The 21482-nt window shown below is 42.1% G+C and carries 11 protein-coding genes; 9 read left to right on the top strand and 2 right to left on the bottom strand.

Translation table 11 applies throughout. From position 1 onward, the window contains the following. Positions 1-147 precede the first annotated feature (147 nt). Positions 148-1470, bottom strand: a complete 1323-nt coding sequence (locus DK846_RS16905; protein ID WP_109970181.1) for a TIR domain-containing protein — start codon at positions 1468-1470, stop codon at positions 148-150. A gap of 264 nt (positions 1471-1734) precedes the next feature. Between DK846_RS16905 and DK846_RS16900 the strand changes: the two genes are divergently transcribed. The 9 genes from DK846_RS16900 to DK846_RS16855 all read left to right on the top strand — a co-directional run bounded on the left by DK846_RS16900 (position 1735) and on the right by DK846_RS16855 (position 19850). Next, positions 1735-1980, top strand: a complete 246-nt coding sequence (locus DK846_RS16900) for a hypothetical protein (RefSeq protein WP_146201266.1) — start codon at positions 1735-1737, stop codon at positions 1978-1980. A 228-nt stretch (positions 1981-2208) separates the two neighbouring features. Beyond that, positions 2209-5196: a S8 family serine peptidase gene (locus DK846_RS16895; RefSeq protein WP_109970179.1), complete on the top strand. Its 2988-nt coding sequence runs from the start codon at positions 2209-2211 to the stop codon at positions 5194-5196. A gap of 1088 nt (positions 5197-6284) precedes the next feature. Beyond that, entirely contained in the window at positions 6285-6623 is a 339-nt protein-coding gene (locus DK846_RS16890; RefSeq protein ID WP_109970178.1) for an SHOCT domain-containing protein, read from the top strand. A gap of 793 nt (positions 6624-7416) precedes the next feature. Continuing rightward, positions 7417-8511 carry an FUSC family protein gene (locus DK846_RS16885; protein WP_109970177.1) on the top strand — a complete coding sequence of 365 codons (1095 nt, stop codon included), beginning with the start codon at positions 7417-7419 and terminating at the stop codon, positions 8509-8511. 397 nt (positions 8512-8908) lie between these two features. Beyond that, positions 8909-11050 carry an ATP-binding protein gene (locus tag DK846_RS16880; protein WP_109970176.1) on the top strand — a complete coding sequence of 714 codons (2142 nt, stop codon included), beginning with the start codon at positions 8909-8911 and terminating at the stop codon, positions 11048-11050. Positions 11051-12539: 1489 nt separating this feature from the next. Next, on the top strand, positions 12540-12953 hold the full coding sequence (locus DK846_RS16870) for an MFS transporter (RefSeq protein ID WP_109970174.1): 414 nt from the start codon (positions 12540-12542) through the stop codon (positions 12951-12953). A gap of 412 nt (positions 12954-13365) precedes the next feature. Continuing rightward, on the top strand, positions 13366-16821 hold the full coding sequence (locus DK846_RS16865) for an InlB B-repeat-containing protein (RefSeq protein ID WP_146201265.1): 3456 nt from the start codon (positions 13366-13368) through the stop codon (positions 16819-16821). A 29-nt stretch (positions 16822-16850) separates the two neighbouring features. After that, complete coding sequence (locus DK846_RS16860) at positions 16851-19337, top strand: PKD domain-containing protein (RefSeq protein ID WP_109970172.1); 2487 nt, start codon at positions 16851-16853, stop codon at positions 19335-19337. A 324-nt stretch (positions 19338-19661) separates the two neighbouring features. Further along, positions 19662-19850 carry a hypothetical protein gene (locus DK846_RS16855; protein WP_109970171.1) on the top strand — a complete coding sequence of 63 codons (189 nt, stop codon included), beginning with the start codon at positions 19662-19664 and terminating at the stop codon, positions 19848-19850. Here DK846_RS16855 and DK846_RS16850 read toward each other — a convergent pair whose 3' ends face one another. Continuing rightward, positions 19851-21266 carry a serine hydrolase domain-containing protein gene (locus DK846_RS16850; protein ID WP_181391848.1) on the bottom strand — a complete coding sequence of 472 codons (1416 nt, stop codon included), beginning with the start codon at positions 21264-21266 and terminating at the stop codon, positions 19851-19853. Positions 21267-21482: the final 216 nt, after the last annotated feature.

Raw genomic sequence — 21482 nt, 5'->3', positions numbered from 1 at the left:
AAGATTTATATTTAAGCTTTTCATAAAATTCAATTTCTCTGTAACGATCTGCGGATGATGGGAAAATGACCTGGTTAGCGAAATTATACATTTTAGGGTAATCAAAAAATGATTGAGCCTAAATTATTATTTAAAAATGTTATGCAACTAATTTTTATTTCGAATTCGATTTAGAATTATGGGGATATCTGAATAACTATCCACCCAGATTACATTCAATCCTAATTCATTTGCATCCTGTTCTTCTAAAAAACATTCAAGTTGATCAACTGTATCATTCTTATCTGATGAATTGGGTATTTTTTTAATAACAAAATGATTTAATGCTCTTGAAGGATTTTTACGTCGTGCAACATCTAATAATCGTCGAAGATTTGGGTCGTTAAAACTCATCCCTAGAAATAAACAAGTGTTTTGACTTAACTTAATCAACTGTATCAAATTTGACCAACTAAATGGATCAATAAATTGGCTATGGTATGTATCTTCACTAAAAACAACTTCTTCCTCTATCTGTATTTCTTCTTTTCGTGGAAGGAATCCATGAACATGATATATAGGTAATTCATTGTGGTTAATTCGTATGCCTTCAGAAGAAATTGATTTATATTGTATATTGTTTATTTTAAGTTGTTCCTCAATTAATCCATCATAATTAAAGGTAATTATGGATTCAAGGGATTTGCCATCCCGTTGAGGACGAGCAAGTTCAACAATACTCTCAATAAATTCACATGATGTTGGATTATTCGAGTACAAGGCTTCACGTAATTCGAGTAGGAAAGTATTACCCAAATTTGATTTAAGATATTTTCCGATGATTAATGCAGATGGGCTGTATCTCTGTTGAAACTCATTAGGATTTACATTTTCAAGGGAGATTGATTGAGCATTGGAAATCTTTTTCATCATTGACTCCATCAAAATCATCAATAAATCATACCATGAAGGTATTCCAGCACCTATAGATACACCTGCACCGCAGATAAGGGTCAATCGCCCTGCACGTAAAGATTCAGAGAGCGAAGTGATTTCGGAATCATATGAACGTTTTTTTGTGGATTTTGTTAATATTTCAGTTGAAGGTTTATCCGCTAATTCTTTGATTATTTCCTGCATTCCAAGATCAAAATTCGTAGTTAAGTCAAATGATTTATAATTCCAAAGATATTGTGGAAGAGAACAGTTTTCAACGAGTATAGGTAATATTCTGCTGATTTTGCTTGAAAGGTCCACAAGAGCTATGCTAGATAGTTCTTGCATTACCCATTCAGATTTTAATGAACTTTCGCTAATAATTACAATAAAAATATTAATATCATTAAGGACATCAATAATTTGCTGAATAAAATTATCACCTTTCTTAAAATACTTGTCTTTCCATATCTGATGACCAGCAGCCTCTAACTTAGTGGTTATTTTTTGGGCAATTTCTTGATCCTTTGATGAATAACTTAAGTAGATTATCATTATAATATCCAGATTATAGGTGTAATGGCATTATTTAATTTATATTTATTGACCCTTCATCTGTTTGAGTAGGAACTTGTCCATGAACGATTTAACTGATAAAGTAATCAAGAATCCCTCCTCCGGGAACAATATTCAACACTGTTTTTTGCCTGTGTTGCTGATGCAATCGCATTCCTGGTCGGATCCCTGCTCGGAAACAATACGGTGATTTTAAGTATCTCTCTGGTACTTCTGACCTTTTTCTTTACTCTTGTCGGGGAAATGAACAGAACCTTTGCCCGGTGTAGCAGCCTGATTCTTATATTTCTTATCATTAGGTCATCGTTTCATTCAGGTGATCATCTCTCTGCTGCTGGTATCACCGGGTTTTTTGTCATCGGGGAGATCTCGATTGTTGTAATGATGGTGTGCCTCTCCCTCCTCTTCACGAGATTTCAACCAGATCACCACGTCGCGAACCGATCTTCAGGGATGCTTTCTCATCAGTTCAGGCTGGCCCACGTGTAAATATTCTATGTGAATTCAGGTTTGAATGATTCCTTGATCTCCTGTTGATTTATAAAAAAGGCAAGGGAGTTTAAAACTCAAATTCCCTCCTAATATGCTCCAATTTAAGGATTTCAACGTAATTACCGTAAACAATCGAGGGCCATTAATGAGTTAGAGAACCACGAAGAATAACGAAATATTATCTCTCCTAAATGTAAATTGTGATCTGAACTACAGGATCTGACCATGAATTACCTGTTGACATCCCATTTCACCGGTTTGTTCCTCCTGCTGACTATCATCGCAGCAGCCGTGGCCCTGCCGGTGACCGGTTCAGAGATGCCCGATACACCAAAGCAGCAGATATCCCATCATTCTTCTTTCGGACCAGATCCCGGATATGCACCACACCAAATCTTAGTGCGGTTTAACACACCAGAGAACCCGAATGGCATGCAGGCAATAGTTACTTCTGATCAGATAACCGCCATACACGCCTCAATCGGTGCTACCATAATAAAGAGTTATTCATCGGCATTTCTACCCGGGCTCCAACTGGTCAGAATTCCTGATACAATGACCGTGTCAGAGGCGATATCCTGGTACAAGACCCAACCATCGGTACGGTATGCAGAACCTGATTTGATCGCGGTTCTCGAAGATCCCCCGGCCACGGTACATCCCTCTCTTTTTAAGAATGATCGCAGTTCATCAGTTCCGAATGATCCTTACTACCAGTACCAGTGGAGCCTGAATAACACGGGACAGGAGGGGGGCACTCCGGGGGCCGATATCAAAGCAGAAGGAGCATGGAATATTACCACCGGATCACGTGATGTGGTTGTCGCGGTACTGGATGGAGGGGTTGATTACCTGCATCCTGACCTGATTGACAATATCTGGACTGACCCGGTTACCGGGGAGCATGGATATGATTTTGTCGACAACGATTCTGATCCCATGGATGATGAGTATCATGGAACTGCCTGTGCCGGCCTGATTGCAGCGACCGGGAACAATAGCCTTGCAATGACCGGAGTCGGATGGAAAGCACGGATTATGGCCTTGAAATGGATAGGCTCATCAGGATGGGGATTTGAATCAGATGCCATCAGTAGCATTGAATATGCCATGAACCATGGTGCAGATATCATCTCGAACTCCTGGAATCTTGTTTATAAATCTGATGCTCTCATCGATGCGGTAAACCGGTACCCCGGACTTATGGTATGGTCAGCGGCAAATGATAACATGAATACTGACGACATGCAGACGTATGCACATTTTCAATGCCGTAATGTCGTCTCCGTGATGGCGTCTGATAACCGTGATGAAAAGGCGTCTTTCTCGAATTTCGGGAGATCCTCAGTTTACCTTGATGCGCCGGGAAAGGATATCCTCCTTATTGTACCTATGAATTATACTCCTTCCAGTGAGAAGAGTCCTATTTCAGGAGTTCAGTCAGGGAGATCATCCCGTGTTCTCCAGAGTCTGTCTGATAATAGTTCAGGGGCCGGCGAAATTCCATATATTATTCTTAGCGGAACCTCCTTTGCTGCTCCGCTTGTAGCTGGGACTGCTGCTTTGATCAAAGCAGCTCATCCGGAATACAATACGGCACAAATAAAATCAACACTGATCCAATCGGTCGATAGCATCCCCTCCCTCTCTGGGTTTTGCATCTCTGGCGGAAGGCTCAATGCTTCTGCCGCACTCTCCCGTACAATCCCTGCATATGATGCAATAGAAAACATAAATTTGCCTTCGAAGGTTCATCCGGGGTCTACCTGCCCAATCACCGTCACCGTCCAGAATGCCGGAACAGTGCCCTGGACATCTGCCAACTCAGTCTGCCTCAAGGCGGAAAACAGCGATGCAATCCGGTTTAATACTAACACATATCAGCTTCCTGGGCTGCAAACAGTCAATCCCGGAGAATCGGTGGTGTTTGCATTCAATGGTACTGCACCGGGAGATGGGAGTTTCCAGCTCAAGTACCGGATGTACCAGAATGCCTCCGGATTTGGTCAGGTGATCACAGGGTATACCTCAGTGACCAATGCACAGATACTTCCGGAAATCCCCCGGGCACTCATGGATTCGGCCATGGTATCAAACAATGGATCTCTCTTCCTTATCGGAGGGTATGATGTTTATTCCTCGGATTACTCTGATCTTGTTTATCGATATGATATCAGAAATATGACCTGGTCTAACCTGACGCCGATGCCCCTGAAACTTGGAGAAATCTCTGGCGGTGTGATCAATGGAAAGATCTACATTCCCGGGGGGAGGACAACCGGCATCGATCCAATTGATCCTACGACCTATGTTTATGACATCAATACAGGCCAATGGTCTTCACTCGGAACGAATAATACCCCACAAGCCGCATACGGTTATAACACCGCAGTTCTCGGAGATCGGTTATATGTTCTTGGTGGAACAGTCCGTTGGAACGTCACTGATCGTATGTACTACCTCAACACTTCCACAGCCACCTGGCATCAAGCTCCCTCAATGCACGTTCCGAGAGCTGGATTTGCGGTATCCTCCGGAAATAACACGATACTGGTCGCCGGGGGATTTGGCAATACAGGGACAAAAGCGTCATCATATTCATCTGCAGAGCGATTTGACGGAGTGAACTGGTCCTGGATTGCGGATATTCCCGGTACAAACGGTTGGTATTATGCAGCAAGTGCATCAGAGCCGGATGGGTCACTCTGGATAGCAGGGGGTTATCGCAATATCTCTACCGATATTGTCATGGATCATGTCGGTACCTATAATCTCTCCCTGAACCAGTGGCGGGTAACTCCTGACAAGGCTCCAATCTGGTATCCCAGAAAGACGGTTATCGGGGCGATGGATGAGAATGGATACTTCTATACTGCACAAGGTGGGGATTATGAGAGTTATTCCAACGCGTTTGAACGGTTACGTGTCTATTTTCCTGATTTAAAGCAGGTTTCAAACCTCCATACTACGAAAATTCTTCCGTATCTTATCACCTGGAACTGGACAGTCCCTGATACCAACAATATCGATCAGGTACAGGTCGCTCTGGATGGCGTGAATATGATCAGTCTTCCACCGGAGATCGCCTCATATACTGCTGCTCGACTCAAGCCTGATACAACGTACCAGTTATCGGTCCGGACTATAGATGCCGGAGGAAATGCGGGTCAGTGGATGAATAATTCCGCAAAGACCGCTCACTGGTACCGGTGATGGGTAAGAAAAGTCCTAGAATTCTGTGGCACTGAATCTCTATGCGTAAAATGAGAACAAGGTCATGGACATATTGGACTACATACGTGAATTTTTTCTCGACCTGAACCAGGCAATAAAGAACCTTATCACGCTCTTTTTAGCTCAAAAATTGAGAGAAAGGTAAGAACAGATATATGATTTCGAAATTAGGTTCACAATAATGAACTATTGTTGATGATATCATTCCTTTCCATGAATTATCAGTCGGCTCGATCTCCTACCTGTTCCATTCTGGACAACAATCAATTGGTGTATGAGAAAAATGATCCCCATTTCTCTATTGGGTTAGATCCCTTTTCCCCCCTTTAACCCGGTACTCCAAAACCTTACCACTCATTATACATCAAAACCAGTTAGTCACGGAATTTCTAAATGAAAACTCTGGCTACGATATATACTAATATTCTGTATCTGAATTCCCGGATGAACCAAAGATGCCAGATCCAATATTTTCGACTTAAAAAACTTACATCAGCCCGAACTCGTGACCATCATGGTTTCATCTGTTAAAAGGGAAATCCAGTCATAATCAGTACCAACAAGACCAGCAAGGACAAGAAAAACCACCCCTAATTAAATACTTCCTTTTAAGCACTCATCGGAATGCTTTTTTTATTAATCAAAAATCACAAACGTATCTGAATTTTCAACAAAAGTGAAAAATATCAATTATCGAATGGATAATAGAGGCAAATTGATTTTCAAATCCGGATTTTTAGATATGTTCCATATGCAAGAACCTCTACATCTTTTTCACGGTAAAGATTCATCCGTTCTTTGATGTCATAGTTCGAATTTTTACATATCCTTAACTTCAACCCCATTGCCCAACAAAAAGATAACATCTTTGATCTACATTTTCAACATTGAATCTAAACACATTCCTGACAATTCTCGGTTCTTTCTCAAGTTTCGCTCGTATGATCATCATTTTAGCTTTGGTATAAATGATAATCCAGATAACAGGCATTGGGATTATTAAAACAACATAAGAGAAATGATTAGGCCTTGCAAATAATTATGAACCCGGAGGTACATTCTCATTCATGTTCGGAATGATGGGTCCCTGGGGAGGCGGCTATGGTTTCCCATTTTTTGGTATGGGAATGATGTTCTTCTGGTTTCTTATTTTCATTATCATTGGATATATCGTCTTCCAGGATGCAAACAAACGCGGAATGCATGGTCTTCTCTGGTGGATCCTCATTGTCATCCCGATGATTGGTGTATTTGCCCTGTTTCTGTATCTCATACTCCGTGAGATCGGAGAACATAAGGTTATTTCTGAACCTAATTCTGCATTAGATATCCTGAAAGAGCGATATGCAAAAGGTGAAATCACTACCGAAGAATTCCAGGTTATGAAAGGAGAACTTGAAAAATAGATTTCTCTCTTTCAAATCAGAAATTCGGTCTTTCAATAATTTTTATCCGATAAACACAATCCATTTGAGTCCAGAGTCCGGTTTTTTCTCCTGGTTCTCAATCATGTTTGGAACCTGACAAAGAATGACACAAACATGTGAATACTAATCGAGTGATCATGGTAGTAATCACATGATCCATATAGGCTCACTAGGAATAGAAAAATCATTAGGGATACTCACTGGTAATCTTCCTATCAGGTGGGCAGAGCCAACGTAATCTCTCTTAAACAAACCAGCGGGAACTCCCGCTCTCTTGATTTCCCCATATCTTTGTCACATCTCCCAAATCTCCGATCTCTAACACTTTACAAAAAGAGAGAGCGGATGGCCCCGCTCTCAAAAAACGCTCAATACAAGGGTAATACTAAGAAATAATAATAATATATTTATTATATATAATAGAGAGCGGGAGATTTTCATATACAGTGTCCTTCATGTACACTCTACCATATCTCTGTACATATATCTGTACCCCGCTCTCCCGCTCGGATCACAGATAACGCATGCATGTCGTTCAATATTTCGATCAGGGCAATTTTTAAGAGCGGATTGCTCCCGCTCAAACCCCATTTTTCCCGCTCTCTCATCACTCTCTCCCGGTGATACTGAGCATCATCCGGATCTCAGCACCGGTAGTGTGGACGAAAAAAACTGAACTGTCTTCCATACAACTCCCGGAATTTCTACATGGAAATGAAGTTCATGGTCAACACCAAATATTCTCTATCAAAATTCCCGGAAGAAAACTAAAATGCCTGACCATGTATCTTCAGCCATAGGCTCTATTTTCTCCTGGTCATCTGAAAAGCCCGTTCATCCATCACTGATCATTGGGAGCGGGCTTGGTATCGGCATCCCCATGATCATATCCGGATTACTTGGTATGATCGGAGTGGGAAGTATAGTCTCAATCGGAACGTTGGCGATAGCAAACATGTCCGAAGATTCCCTACTCCGGGAACAATATTCAACAATACTTTTTGCAATAGTGGCTGATGCAATCGCATTCTGGTTTGGATCTGTTTTAGGAAACAGTTCGATACTATCCGGACTCTCTCTTGTTTTTGTAACTTTTTTTATCGCACTTGTTGGTGGGATGAACAGAACTTTTGCCCGGTGTAGTAGTCTGATTCTCATATTTCTGATCATTGGTTCATCGTTTTATACAGGTGATCTTCTCTCTGCTGTTGGCATGACCGGATTTTTTGTCATCGGAGAGATCTGGATTTTTGTATTGATCTGGTGCCTCTCCTCTCTCTTCTCAAGGTTTGAATCTGATCCCCACGCTCCTGAAGCAACAGAAAAGACCGTGAAACCCGGCAGTTCATCACTCTCCCGTCAATATCGGTACTGGAAGAAAAACCTTCATACGATAAAAGGATGGGCATATGCCATCCGTATCAGTCTCTGCGTGTTATTCGCAGAAATAACCGCTATCATCCTTAATGTACCCAGATCATACTGGATTGCATTGGTTGTGGTTTTGGTAGTGCATAGAAATCTCCCGATAACCATGTCCCGGATATCAATGAGAGCACTCGGCACGTGCACCGGAGTTGTAATTGCCAGTACTCTGATGCTCTGGTCTATACCTTCCGGATTATTCATACTTATCATAACAATACTTGCACTTGTGCGGCCGTATGCAAAATCCCGGAATTACCTGTTTTACACATCAGTCATGACTATTCTCATCATATCTCTGCTTGAATTCCATGAGCCGTACATCCAGGGGATAATCATGGACCGGCTGGTCAATACCCTGATTGGCCTGTTCATCGCATCAATCCTGGGATATGGAGTATGGCAGATTCCGTTTATCAGAAAAAGCATAAATCCGGAATAAATGTAATTCCATTTTTCCTGCCTGTGACCCTGTTATGAACTATGAGAATGGTATCATTCATGACACTGATCTATCCCTGGCTATTGGTACCTTTTGTATTATCTTCAAATTATGAGCAACTCAGTTTGAAGGCCGCTCCGTGTTTTTTAGAGAGTTTTCAAGGCTGATATCCCAGACTCTATCAAAACGTGTGTCACCAACACCCGAGAATTCAAATATTAATAACTCATGGAAATGGTATACCTACATGATTAAAACTATCTCTAATTACTGAAACCAGGAAACCAGATTACAGAATTCTGTGATTATTATCCGTGTATGAAACAGAGAAAAATTTGACCATCGTATAGAATATCAAAATATTCCTCTCAATTTAGCGATTTCCGGATACAAGGATATGGGAGAAAAGGCACAGGAACACGGGAGAGCAGAAGAGGCTTTGAGAGAGAATGAGCAGATGTACAGGGCTCTCTTTGAAAGATCCTGCGATGCACTCATCACCTTAAAACCCCCTTCCTGGACATTTTTTGTATGTAATCAGGCAGCCCTGGACTTGTTCCATGTTAAAAACTGGGAGGAATGTAGTTCTCTTGGGTTAGCCGATATCTCGCCACCGCTTCAACCGGATGGAAAAGAATCAGCAGAAAAACTCCGGGAGATGATAGACATTACCCTGCAGAATGGATCTCATCTCTTCCAGTGGACTATAAAACGGCTAAATGGCCATAATTTCCCTTCAACAATACTCCTCTCCAGAATAAATCTGGGTGATATCACCTATCTACAGGCTACCATTCGCGACATTACAAAAGAGAAACAGGTTGAAGACGAGATTCGACTGCTCAACCAGAGCATGATGATGGCGACAAATGCATCCCTGTTTGGGATATGGGATATGGATCTGGCTACTGATCATCTCACGTGGGATGAGTCCATGTTTCGGTTATATCATCTGTCGCATGGAGAATTCGGTTCAACACCGGATTCCTGGATCTCAAAGATTCATCCTGATGATAAAGCCCGGATTCGCGAGGAACTGGATAGTGCCATACTGGGTAAAAAATCGTTTGATGCTGAGTTCAGAATTGTATGGCCTGATGATAGCATCAGGTTTATCAAAGCATGTGCAAATGCCCTGATTGATAGCAATGGGGATTCTGTCCGGCTGGTCGGCATTCAATTTGATATCACAGATAAAAAATTGTACGAATGGGAGGTAACTCAGTATGCCGAACAACTGGGAATAAAAAATCTCGAACTGGAAGAACTATCTGATGAATTGGCCCGCCTCAATCAGGAACTGGATCAGAAAGTCAGGGAACGAACCATTGAGCTTGAAGAGGCAAACCGTGATCTCAAACAGATGGATGTTCTAAAGTCACAGTTTATCTCAATCGCATCACATGAACTGAGAACACCGCTTATCGCCATGAAAGGATATTTAAATCTCCTTCTTGAAGGCACACGGTGGAATGCACCGGAAGATCATCACCGGATAATAGAGATAATATCCCGCAATGCTGATCGACTCAGTCGGATTGTTAGTGAAATACTAGACATATCCAGAATTGAAGAGAATAAACTGGTCTTGCTTCAGGACTGGTTTTACATCAATTCAACGATAAAAGAAGTTGCTGAAGAACTCACGCTCTCACTCGAAAAGCGGGGACAAACTCTTAATCTTGAGCTGAATGATAATCTTCCACAGTATTTTGGTGATCGGGATCGCATAACCCAGGTATTTATTAATCTCCTGGATAACGCTATCAAATTTACACCAGACAAAGGAACTATCACCATCCGTACGTATTTAGATCAGAATTCTCTGGTATGTGAAGTTGAAGACACGGGTATAGGAATAGATCCAAAGGATATCTCACAAATCTTCACACGGTTTTTCCAGGTCAGGGATATAACAACACACCGGAGTGGAAAGGATGAGTTTCTTGCCGGAGGGACCGGACTTGGTCTCTCTATTGTAAAAGGAATTATTGAAGCACATCAGGGAACTATCTCTGCTACAAGCACTCCCGGGAAAGGAACAGTATTTCAACTGAAACTTCCTCTTCAGGAACAACCATCTCAGCCTGATAGAATAGGTACTAAAATAAGTGAATGCTCTCCGATTCAGGATGCAAAACCAAAAGATGTACCTTCTTACGAGCAGGGTCGAAGTCAGATTGTCATCTTACTTGTGGATGAGGAACCCGAAATTAAAGAAGTATTACACGATCTTCTTTCCCCATCATGTTTAATTCTCACTGCAAATACGGGAGCTACTGCATTGAAAATGGCATATGCCAGCCAACCGGACCTGATCCTTCTAAATGTTGATATCCCCGGGATAATGGGACGCAATATCTATAACATCCTGAAAAAGAATCTAAAAACATATGATATTCCAATTATTCTTATGATCCCTGAAACAAATGCGAATTTCTTACAAGAAACTGAAATTTTTGAAGATGATCAGTACGTAAAAACCCCCCTGGATTATAGTAATCTGCAATCCTTGATCACGAAGACTGTTGACAAGTAAATGCTATCTATACTTTCTACCTGACAATTCTACGAGTTTCAATGCTACGGTTTTTTAACTAATTTTTTGTATAGTTATGAAAAGGGGGGAATGGAGTAATCCGTTTGCCCAATTCGAATAGATTTGGTTCGTGATGTGAATCACTGTGCAAAAAATTGTAACCTAATTTAGGTGTTGATTTTGTTTGAGGGAGTGGTTTTGGCATGCGGTGATGGCCAAATGAGGTATCCTAGAACGACAGCAATAATAAGCCCTAGAGGATAGTAAAAACCCCACATTTTTTCATCATTATACTAAACGACATAATTAATTGTGCATAGTGATTTTAATGTCTCATTGGGTTGGCTCCATCTCTCAAATGCCCCCGTGGTACATTCAAACAATGATTGCAAGGATGGAAAATCGCGATTATGCGTTTCTGAATTCCGAGTTTTCTTCCATACTAATTCCACTGGATTTACTCTGGACTATATGGTGGTAAGAAAAATATACTTAACGCCAGAGTAAATTATGAATGGCACTCTCTTATTCAAATTTATAGAAATTTAGGATTAAAGGGATGCTAAATTAGGAGTATTTAAAATTTGAATTTCTGTCGCTGAGTATATCTGAATAACATAACAATCTAATCAGAATCAGTACATTCAGTAGTTCTCTAACCTATTAATCTCCCTCAATTATTCAACGTAATTACGTCGAAACCCCTAAAATAGAACACTGTATGAGTGAATTTGAGTCCTAAACTTTCTCACCTTTTTGTATAATTCCAGAGGAGATCAAGGAACCATTCAAACCTGATTTCACGCAGAATAATTACACGTGGACCCGCCTGAACTAGTGAGAAATAGTCCCTGCTATCACAAGCTAAATATTTTTAAGAGCATTGAAACAATGGCGTAGAAATGTCTACGTATACATTTAGAGAATTTTTTAGTTTTGAACAGTTTTTCAGTCTAGAATATCCATAAAAGTCGTTTGTCGACTTCTTTGTTTGGCTGCGGATAATATATTCAGAGTTTTCTTCTGTTTGATTGCCATAGTAGGGTTCCAGTGAAAAATCTATTGTGAATTTATACTTTTTTCCGGGATTAAGAATAGATATAGCATCAGATGTTAGTATCTCTACATTATTATTCTGAAGATAATCAAAGTCAAGTTTCTGAAGGTGATGCCGCAGTGAGGTTTCACAAGGAACATCAACAAGACATTTCGATGTTGAATGAATTGATCCTTGATTTGAAGCCATTCCAACGACAGTTTCAATCACTTTTCTCTGGTTCAGTTTTCCTCGAATTGGGATTTCTAGAATATTGTCAAGCGCAGTAATGATTCTTCTAAAACAGACCTGTTCACTAATTAAAAGACAATTTGTCGCAGAATTTGATTTTTACTGGTACACAACAGAAGGGCAACTCGTATCTATATTATGGTACCGAATTGTTTCCAATGCCGAAATTTTGAGTTAGAGAACTACTGAAAAGGAAGCCGGATGGTCTCTATCGGATGCATCATTATCACTATCAGTGCATCCTTCCTTTTCAGTACATTTGATGATAACACCATTATCCTGGTAATTGTCGTTTATCTGATCATCATGCGGTTTTCAACCACTGCATTTTCTAGTCCTAATGGAAGACTGATTATGTCATCCTGTCCGCAAGGTGCAGAAGGAAATGCCTCTGGAATTTTGATGACTGCCAGATATGCCGGAATAGCCCTTTTTCAGACGATTTTTGCTGTCCGGATGTACATAGACGGGGTTCCACGTGATGGAACCCCCCTTGTCGGAAGGATTACTCATGCTATGTCATTGATGGGGTATCAGACCGTGTATCTTGTGGCAATGGTATTTGCAGTCCTTACTCTGATTCTGGTTCTGCACACCCGGGATGAAAAAATTTAACTTATTATTCTCTTGATCCTTGCGTGTATTTTTATTTTAATATCAGATCTCTCTAATCTCATTATCTTTCTCAATTTGTTAAGGTTACATTATCATGTGTATTTAAGTTAGAGATCTGTATGAGGCATCTCCAAGGTGACAGAAGAATCACTAGATATGATGCGTTCTCTTGTAATCCAATAATCTATGACATTTCTTGAAAAAACGTTAAAATAATAATTTAAGAACCGTATTGTATTTATCTGGGTAAATATAGGCAATTATATATCCCGCAAATGAATATAATCTCTCCATAAGAGATAATATCATACTCATCGGATGGGAGGTGAATTACTCTTTTTCAGGAATTCGTTGATATCTCTCAGGAACAGGTTGGGGAACTCTGTATCTTGGAGGGTAGGTGAACTACATTATGGCAGGGAAAAGATCCTCGGGTCAACTTAAACTGGGTTTATTATTAGGAATATTTACGATCACACTCCTGCTTGGAGCGTCGCCGGTAATAGCGGAATTTATGGGGCCTGAGGTTTTAGGCTTTGGTGGAGAACCAGCAGCAAATTATCCTTCAATCTCCATGTTCTCACCGGCACCAGGTTATCTGGCAATTCAAACGCAAACATGGACTTATTATGAAAATTATCCAAGTAAGTCATATGTGTACAAAGTCCAGACGGAAAATTCTGGAGGTCATCCGCAGTTTCAGTACGTCATAAACCAGCCGCTGACAGTTAATGGACAGATTGGGAATCCCTGCCCTTCCGGATTCAGGAGTACGTATGTCAACGGGGTAAATTACATCTTCGGGTATGATTTCTCAACCGGCCAGACGAGTGTTGATTCGTTCACCCTGCAACCTGACGGGACCGGTTGGTCAGGAAGTTGGGGGGCAAAAAAGACCATCGCCAATTATGTCTGGGATAATGCAGGGAGCAATCCGAAGTTATTTCAGGTCTGTAGTACCGATGACGGGGTGTATTTAATCCGGAAAATTACAAGTGCATCTACCCCGTATCTGGATGTCTTTTTCATTTCGATAGAAGATCTCGAAGGATCATCATCTGTGCTTACAGCACAGCCGGTGTATAGTCTCACCAATAATGATTCAAGCCGTCCGGGATTTTCACCTGTACCTGACACCGAGATCTATGATGTCATGGTAACAACTCACATGTATACTGATCAGCCGGTAATCATCTGGACATACGATTTTGCCGATACCGTTCAAACCTCTTTCATTGGTCCAGATAACTACTACGGAGAGAAAACGCTAATTGATCAGAATACCTGGGTGAACACCTACAAAGGAAAACCCTCGGCAGTCATCCTGACTGCAGGTTCCTATCCGGAAAATCCGTCTGGTGTGAACAATATTAATGCCATCGTCTGCGGTGACGTTAACCTGGTATCGGTTCCGGTCATGACCACTTATACCTGTGATGTCTCCTCATTTCCAACGGATTCCTGGGTAGAAAATCCGATAAAAGTTCCATCCACCTCTATTAATCAAGCATTTGGATATGGATTTGTGACGAAAACAGACATAAATCTCCCAATCGAAAACTCGGAAAATAGTGAAGTTGTTAATTGCTTACTTGGTTATCAAAATAAAGTAACTTCTTACGAAGGAAATAATGGTTGTTTTTCATATCTTGTGTTATACAATTCAGATATGCTTGTCAGGAATACCACGGTAAATACCTTTGATACCCAAAGTGACTTCAATACTTATGGCAATCTTGCTGTTCCTGTCGGATTTGTCGACGGTGCTCCTCCATTTACGTACAATGGCTATGAATGCGACGGAATGGAGGTGACCTCAGAGGTTGAATTGAGCAAGACCGACTCGCAGGTTACCGAAACCGGGGGATCTGAATCGGCAAAGGCTACTGTCAGTTATGAGAACAAGTTCCTCAAGAAACGGGTGGGACTTGATGCATCTGCATCCGCGACGGTAGAAGCTTCTGATAGTAATAAGGCAGAGTTCTCACAGAAAACCATAGATACTATCAGTCATTGTAGCATGGGTGAGCATTCAAATGGGTTTATCCTGTATCTGGCACCGAATCTGGTAACACATGCATATAATTACGCAGATTATAACAGTGTTCTTAATCCAGGTCATCCGGAGATTCTCTATCTCACGACGATGAGTCCAACAAATCCGGTATCTGCACACGCTCTGGGGTATAACATCACAAGCCCGCCAACCTCCGGACCGCTAGCCGGTATGATGACCTCTCCGGCATTTAATAACTTTAATGAATGGAACTGGGCCTCATGGTCCGGTGGCTGGGCGGATCGTGACTGGACCCAGAGTCCGTATGCATCATATTTTACCGCAACTTCCCTAGGAAATAACCTTGAATGGAGCATGGGGGTGCAACAAACCACCGAATTCGAGATGGCAACTGAAACCAGCAATACCCAGAAGGTCGATGGCGATGTTGAAACCAGTGTTAAAATAATGGGATTTGGAGTCGGTGGCACATTCGATTATGAAGATGAGAAGACTATTACCAATGCTATTAATCAGGGAATTGCATTCAAATGGTCGATGAAGGAAGCAGAAGATGATGTCTGTGGTTATGATACAATTCAGGTTGAACCGGTGATCCTCACACCAAATGGAAAAGGAAAAGTTCCATGGGTTCCTGACACATTCTCCGGGTATCAGCCCTGGCTTCTTACCTATAACCTCCTTTCTGCAGACAAATCATCAGGTTGCTATAATGAGCAGTCATCTGCCGATCAGAAGATCCACGCTAATGTGATTCCTGCCGGTGCCGGAACCATCACCCTCCCTGAAGGAGGTATTCGCAAAGGAATGTCCGGCCAGGTTAAGGCAGTTCCGACAGAGGGATATCAGTTCCTCCATTGGGATGCATACGGACTTGATCTGAATGATTCCTCATCTTTAGTAGTGAATGCAACAGTGAACACCGATCTGTCAACCATCCGTGCTATCTTTGCTAAAAAATCCTCAAAAGTAGTTGATACGGCTATTATTGCTGTACAAAATAGTTCCCCCGGGAATTTGATAAAAGTACAGGGGAAAATACCCGATGAGTTTACCAAAAACACCGCATTGCACCTTCAAAAACCTTTGACGGTTAAAGTAGGAGATCTCACCTTCCCGTTCGGTCCCACGGTTGGAAACCGGACGATCGTGTCTGATCATGAGATAACATATACTACCAATGATTCAATGAACGGGTTTTCTCATCTGATAGTAGATTTCGGGACCGGTAAATGGTGGTTTACTGCAAGCCCAGTAAAGGAACTTGTAAAGTACGGTCTCAAATCAAATATCGTAAATATTGGTATCGGGGGCAAGAATCTTTCGATATCCGATGATGTTCTGATGACTGGAAAAGAGGATGTATCCTGGTCTGGTGCAAATGAGAATCTGACAAATGATGTGTTTGGGCTCAAAAATGCAACCCTACAGGGAGCTATCAGATACCTGGATGATGGCCCGGAGAATTGTTTCCTCACTTTGAGAGGTGGGGAATTAACAAATGCCACCCTTAATGCGACCAAACCTTTGCACATTACTCTCAATGGCATTGATCTTTCATTCTTAAAAGCAACCAATGTTAGTGGAAACATCTATACCTATCAGAAAAGTGGAAAAGATCTTAATGCCACTATCACCATCAACAACAACACCCGGAAGTGGGATGCAACATTCCAGGGAAAACGCCTCTCACAGAAATACTGGGGAAATGGCATCCTCTTTGGTCTTCAGGTCGGAACTGCAAAAGCTCTCGAGGTTCTTCATCCATCCCAGACAACATATCTGAAGACCCCAAATCTTGCAACTTCCTCCAGCGATTCCCTGTTTTCACAGATGAACTTTGGGGCGTGATATAAACCAGAGGGATAAAGGAGGAAATTATGAAATTTTTTGAAATAATTCCCAAAAAAGGAGGGGCTCTTCGGGTTCTGTACCGGAACACGATTTGGTCTCTCCTGGTTTTCATTCTCCTGTCTGGGACAGTTGCAGCTGAAATAAATGCTGCCTTTACCGGAGTTCCGATGTCCGGGTCCGAACCTCTAACTGTATCATTTATTGATCAGAGTTCAACGAATGCTACAATTACGAATTATTCATGGAATTTTGGTGACGGAAGCAATAATTCAAGTGACCGGAATTCCAATCACACCTATGTGAGCAGGGGTAGGTACAATGTCTCTCTGACGGTGACAAATGATATCGGTGAGAATAACACTAAGGTAGAACCAGCATTCATTCATGTTCTGCCTTCGCAATATCCGGTAGTAAAATTTACTGCCACACCGGAAAATGGCAGTATCTCCCAGATAATATCGTTCATTGATCAATCAGAACTTGATCCTTCAGTTCCTGCTGAGATGTACACCTATATCTGGGATTTTGGCGATGGAACAACAGATTCTTCAAACACTCACAATACCTGCCATGCATATACATCATCTGGCAGTTATTCAGCATCCTTGCAGATACAGGATCAAACTGGAAAATTGTATGATTCGTCCACTCCTGTAACGATAACCATCAGTAACCAGTCTGCGTTTTCTGCCTTGTTTGCAGCAGTACCTCCAAGTGGTCCGGTCCCTCTGAGTGTTTCCTTTATCGATCAGAGTGTTAGTCCGGTTTCAATAGCCAGTTATGCCTGGAACTTTGGTGACGGGAGCGAAAATTCGACAGAGCAGAATCCTGTTCATACCTACCAGGGTGCTGGAAAATATAATGTGAGCCTGACAATTGCGAATGCTGACGGTGCAAATGCAATTACAACAAAATCTGCATATATTCATGCCCAGCCATCCCGGTATCCATCTGTCCAGTTTACTGCAGTTCCCCAGAGTGGAACCCCATCAGATGTGATCTACTTCATTGATCAATCAGAACTTGATCCTTCAGTACCTTATGAGATGTACACATACATCTGGGATTTTGGTGATAATTCAACATCAAATGGAACAAACCTTCGTAATATCCAGCATGTGTATTCAACACCCGGTAACTATACTGTATCCCTGCAGATGCAGGATCAAGTCGGTGCAAAATATAATTCCCCGTCTTCTGTAGTGATAACAATTGCAAATGGCTCTTCTTCATTTACTCCGTCATTTACTGCAGCACCCCGGGATGGGCCTGTACCATTGAATGTTTCATTCACAGACACAAGCAAAAGTCCTGTTTCTATCACGAATTATGTATGGGACTTTGGTGACGGGAGTTCTTTGTCGAAAGAGAAGAATCCGGTTCACACCTATGCAGTACCCGGCGTCTATCCTGTTTCACTCACTGTTACAGACAGCAACAGGATCAATTCAACAAAGACAGAACCTGCATATATTCATGCCCTGCCATCCAGAGACCCGGTGGTAAAATTTGGTGTTTCACCCCTGAATGGAACTGCTCCTTTATTGGTTCATTTCATGGATAAATCTGAATTGGATCCTTCCACTCCAGGTGAGATGTTCGTCCGGATCTGGAATTTTGGTGATGGTTCAACCCCATACAAATCAAAAGAAAAAATGGCAGAGCACAGATACTCTGAGCCAGGCACTTATTCAGCATCCCTGCAGATAGAAGATAAAAACAGGAAAATATACAATTCCACTGCTCCAGCGACGATTACTGTAACAAACAAAACTCCTTCGATGAAGGCTCAATTTTCAGCAGTTCCTCTCTCTGGTCCTGTTCCGCTTGATGTATCCTTTACTGATCAAAGTGTGGGTGTGAATAATCGCACAGAGTATCGGTGGGATTTTGGCGATAAAAGCTCCCTTTCACGGGATAAAAACCCAACTCATACATACAGAAATCCAGGTACCTATTCGGTAACGTTGAGTTTATCTGGTCCACATGGATCAGATATCATGAAGAAGGATAACTACATTGCAGTAGCACCGCCGTTAGCCCACATCATAACCGCTACTGCATCAGATCACGGGAGTATTACTCCATCCGGAAATATTTCTGTGCCTGATGGTGCTGATCAATCCTTCAACATCACTCCTGATTCAGGATATACTATAAACAACGTTCAGGTAGATGGCATTAGTATCGGGAAAGCTTCTTCACATACGTTCATGAAAGTTAGATCAGATCATACTATTCAGGCAGATTTTACCCGGCAATCACAAACCCTTGCTGCTGACTTCATGGTGGACAAGGCTTCTGGATCTACACCAATTACCATTCAGTTCACAGACAAATCTACAGGTTCTCCTGATTCATGGTACTGGAACTTTGGAGATGGATCAAATTCAGTAAAACAGAATCCTGTTCATACATATACTATATCAGGCCAATTCCCTGTGTCTCTTATTGTCAGAACCATGGATGGGCGGTATGACGAGAGTAAAACCAGGTATATTTTTGCTCAATAGGTATTAGTGAGATATTTTCTCATATACCGTAAAAAAAAGGTAACCTGAATAAAATGGAGGGCGAATTTACCGGCTCTCCTGTCTCAACTCCTTCTAGACATTAGTCACAATCCGGCCACAGTCACTTTTCTCGCTATCCAGAATTCAGGGTGCCCATCAACGATTGTAATATCCTGCATGGCAGGAATTTCAGCAAGTACTCTTCAGAATCTCTGGAACATACCGGTTCATCGGATGATACCCAGCGGCCCTGAAACCATCCTGGCACGAAAAAGTATTACCGAACTTTATCCTTGATCCCTGGTTGTCAGGAACCATCTCAAAATGATTGGACTGGAGGTTATCATAGTTGAGAAAAAAGATCAGATGCATGAACTGACAGATGGTGTCTGTTTTCCGACAGCCTTACTCGTGGCGAAAGATCGGTCGCTGGATATTGAAAGCCTTTCATCCATCTGTCACTTCCTGTTTCTGGCTCAATTTTCGTTTTTATTTCTTATTCGGTTGATCTGATCAGGCCCGGGTGAAGGAACCAAACTCATCTGATACTATTCCCTCAACTGAACCGGTAGGAGTCGCTGTGAAGGTGAGGTATCCAACCAGATCGTCGGGGTTCGGGAACGAGAGATACCATGTGTTGTTGGTCCAGTGTGTCAGGTTCCCTTCATACCCGTTAGGACCGAGTCCGAGGGTCATATTTTCTGCATTCGGTCCTTCTTCAATCAGCATGCTGCCATACATATCGCTCGTGTATGTTCCTGCAATGGCAGATGGGCTTATTTTCGCTGGTTCTGGATTAAATGGCCGGTCGGGGTTTTTAATGAGAGAGTTCCATCCTGCCTGTGATGCTTTTTCCTGTGCCTGGAGGTCTACTCCACTTTTCCCGATATATCGTTCAAGGAATTCATCTCGTACTGCCTCCGGGAATGCAGTGAGCTGCTTGTTGGCGATAACTACAAGCCCGCTCTTCTTTTCGGGAATGAGGATTACAATGGAGCGAACACCATCAAGAGCTCCGTTCTTCTCAATGATGCGATCTCCAAGGAAGTAATACGAGTCACATCCAAGACCGACAGCACCGTTTGGATCTCTCAGCGGTCCGCTTCGTCCGGCGACAAGGCTTGCTGCATGGATATCGGTAACAGTCTTTGGCGTGAGAATCTGTTTACCGTCAATTGTTCCATTGTTCAGCATCAACCGCAGAAACTGTGTCATGTCCCTTCCGGTTGAGACAACCTGGCCGGCAGCAGGGAGTGATGCATTCTCAAGCGGAATGATCTGAACATCTCCCGGTGCCCCTCCGTGGCCGGAATAATGGTTATCGTCAAGATAGAGAGTCTCCGGATGAGATCCTGATCTGGTCATTCCAAGTGGTTTGATAATCCGTGCATCGGTTAAATCTTCCCAACTCCGGTTATCGACTTTTGCTGCTGCCTCCCCTGCAATGAAGTATCCGGCATTAGAGTAGAGGTACCGCTCCCTGAACCCTGCATCAGATTCGAGGTATCTCATACGGTGCAATATTTCATCATTAGAGTATCCGATTCTGCCGAGTAGTTCCCCGTCACGCCGGAGACCTGTCCGGTGAGCAAGCATATCGCGAAGATTTGAATGATTTCCGACATAGGAATCCTTCAATGTAAAATCTGGCAGGTACGTGATTACCGGTGTATCCCAGTTCAGTTTTCCTTCATCAACAAGCGTACCGATGGCAGCCCCGGTAATATACTTGGTCACTGATGCGATCTGAAACCTGGTGTCAGGATCAACCAAATCGGGTTTTCCGAGTTCACGAGCACCAAAACCTTTCAGATACACGACAGAATCGTTCTCTACGATACCAACAACAACGCCCGGGACTTCATACTCTTCCATCGTATGAGTGATAAAATTGTCAAATCCTGCGAGCCTGCTATTTTCCTGACTCATCTCTGCATATCCAAAACAAATAGATATTCCTGCAATAACGCAGATTGCCAGGAGAAGATATTGTAGGGAAGGTCTTCTCATGAAGTGAAATTAGTGTATGTAATGAAAAATGAATCGTTTTTTTTGCGGCGTGTATTGATGAAGCAACGAACCTGCTACTTGGCGTAATTTTGAAAATGGAGATCTTGTCTGTGATTTTTCTCTAGCCCCTTTAAC

It is taken from the genome of Methanospirillum lacunae, assembly GCF_003173355.1.
GTDB lineage: Archaea > Halobacteriota > Methanomicrobia > Methanomicrobiales > Methanospirillaceae > Methanospirillum > Methanospirillum lacunae.
The sequence above is the reverse complement of the archived record's forward strand: the minus strand, read 5'-3'. Positions and strand labels throughout refer to the sequence as shown.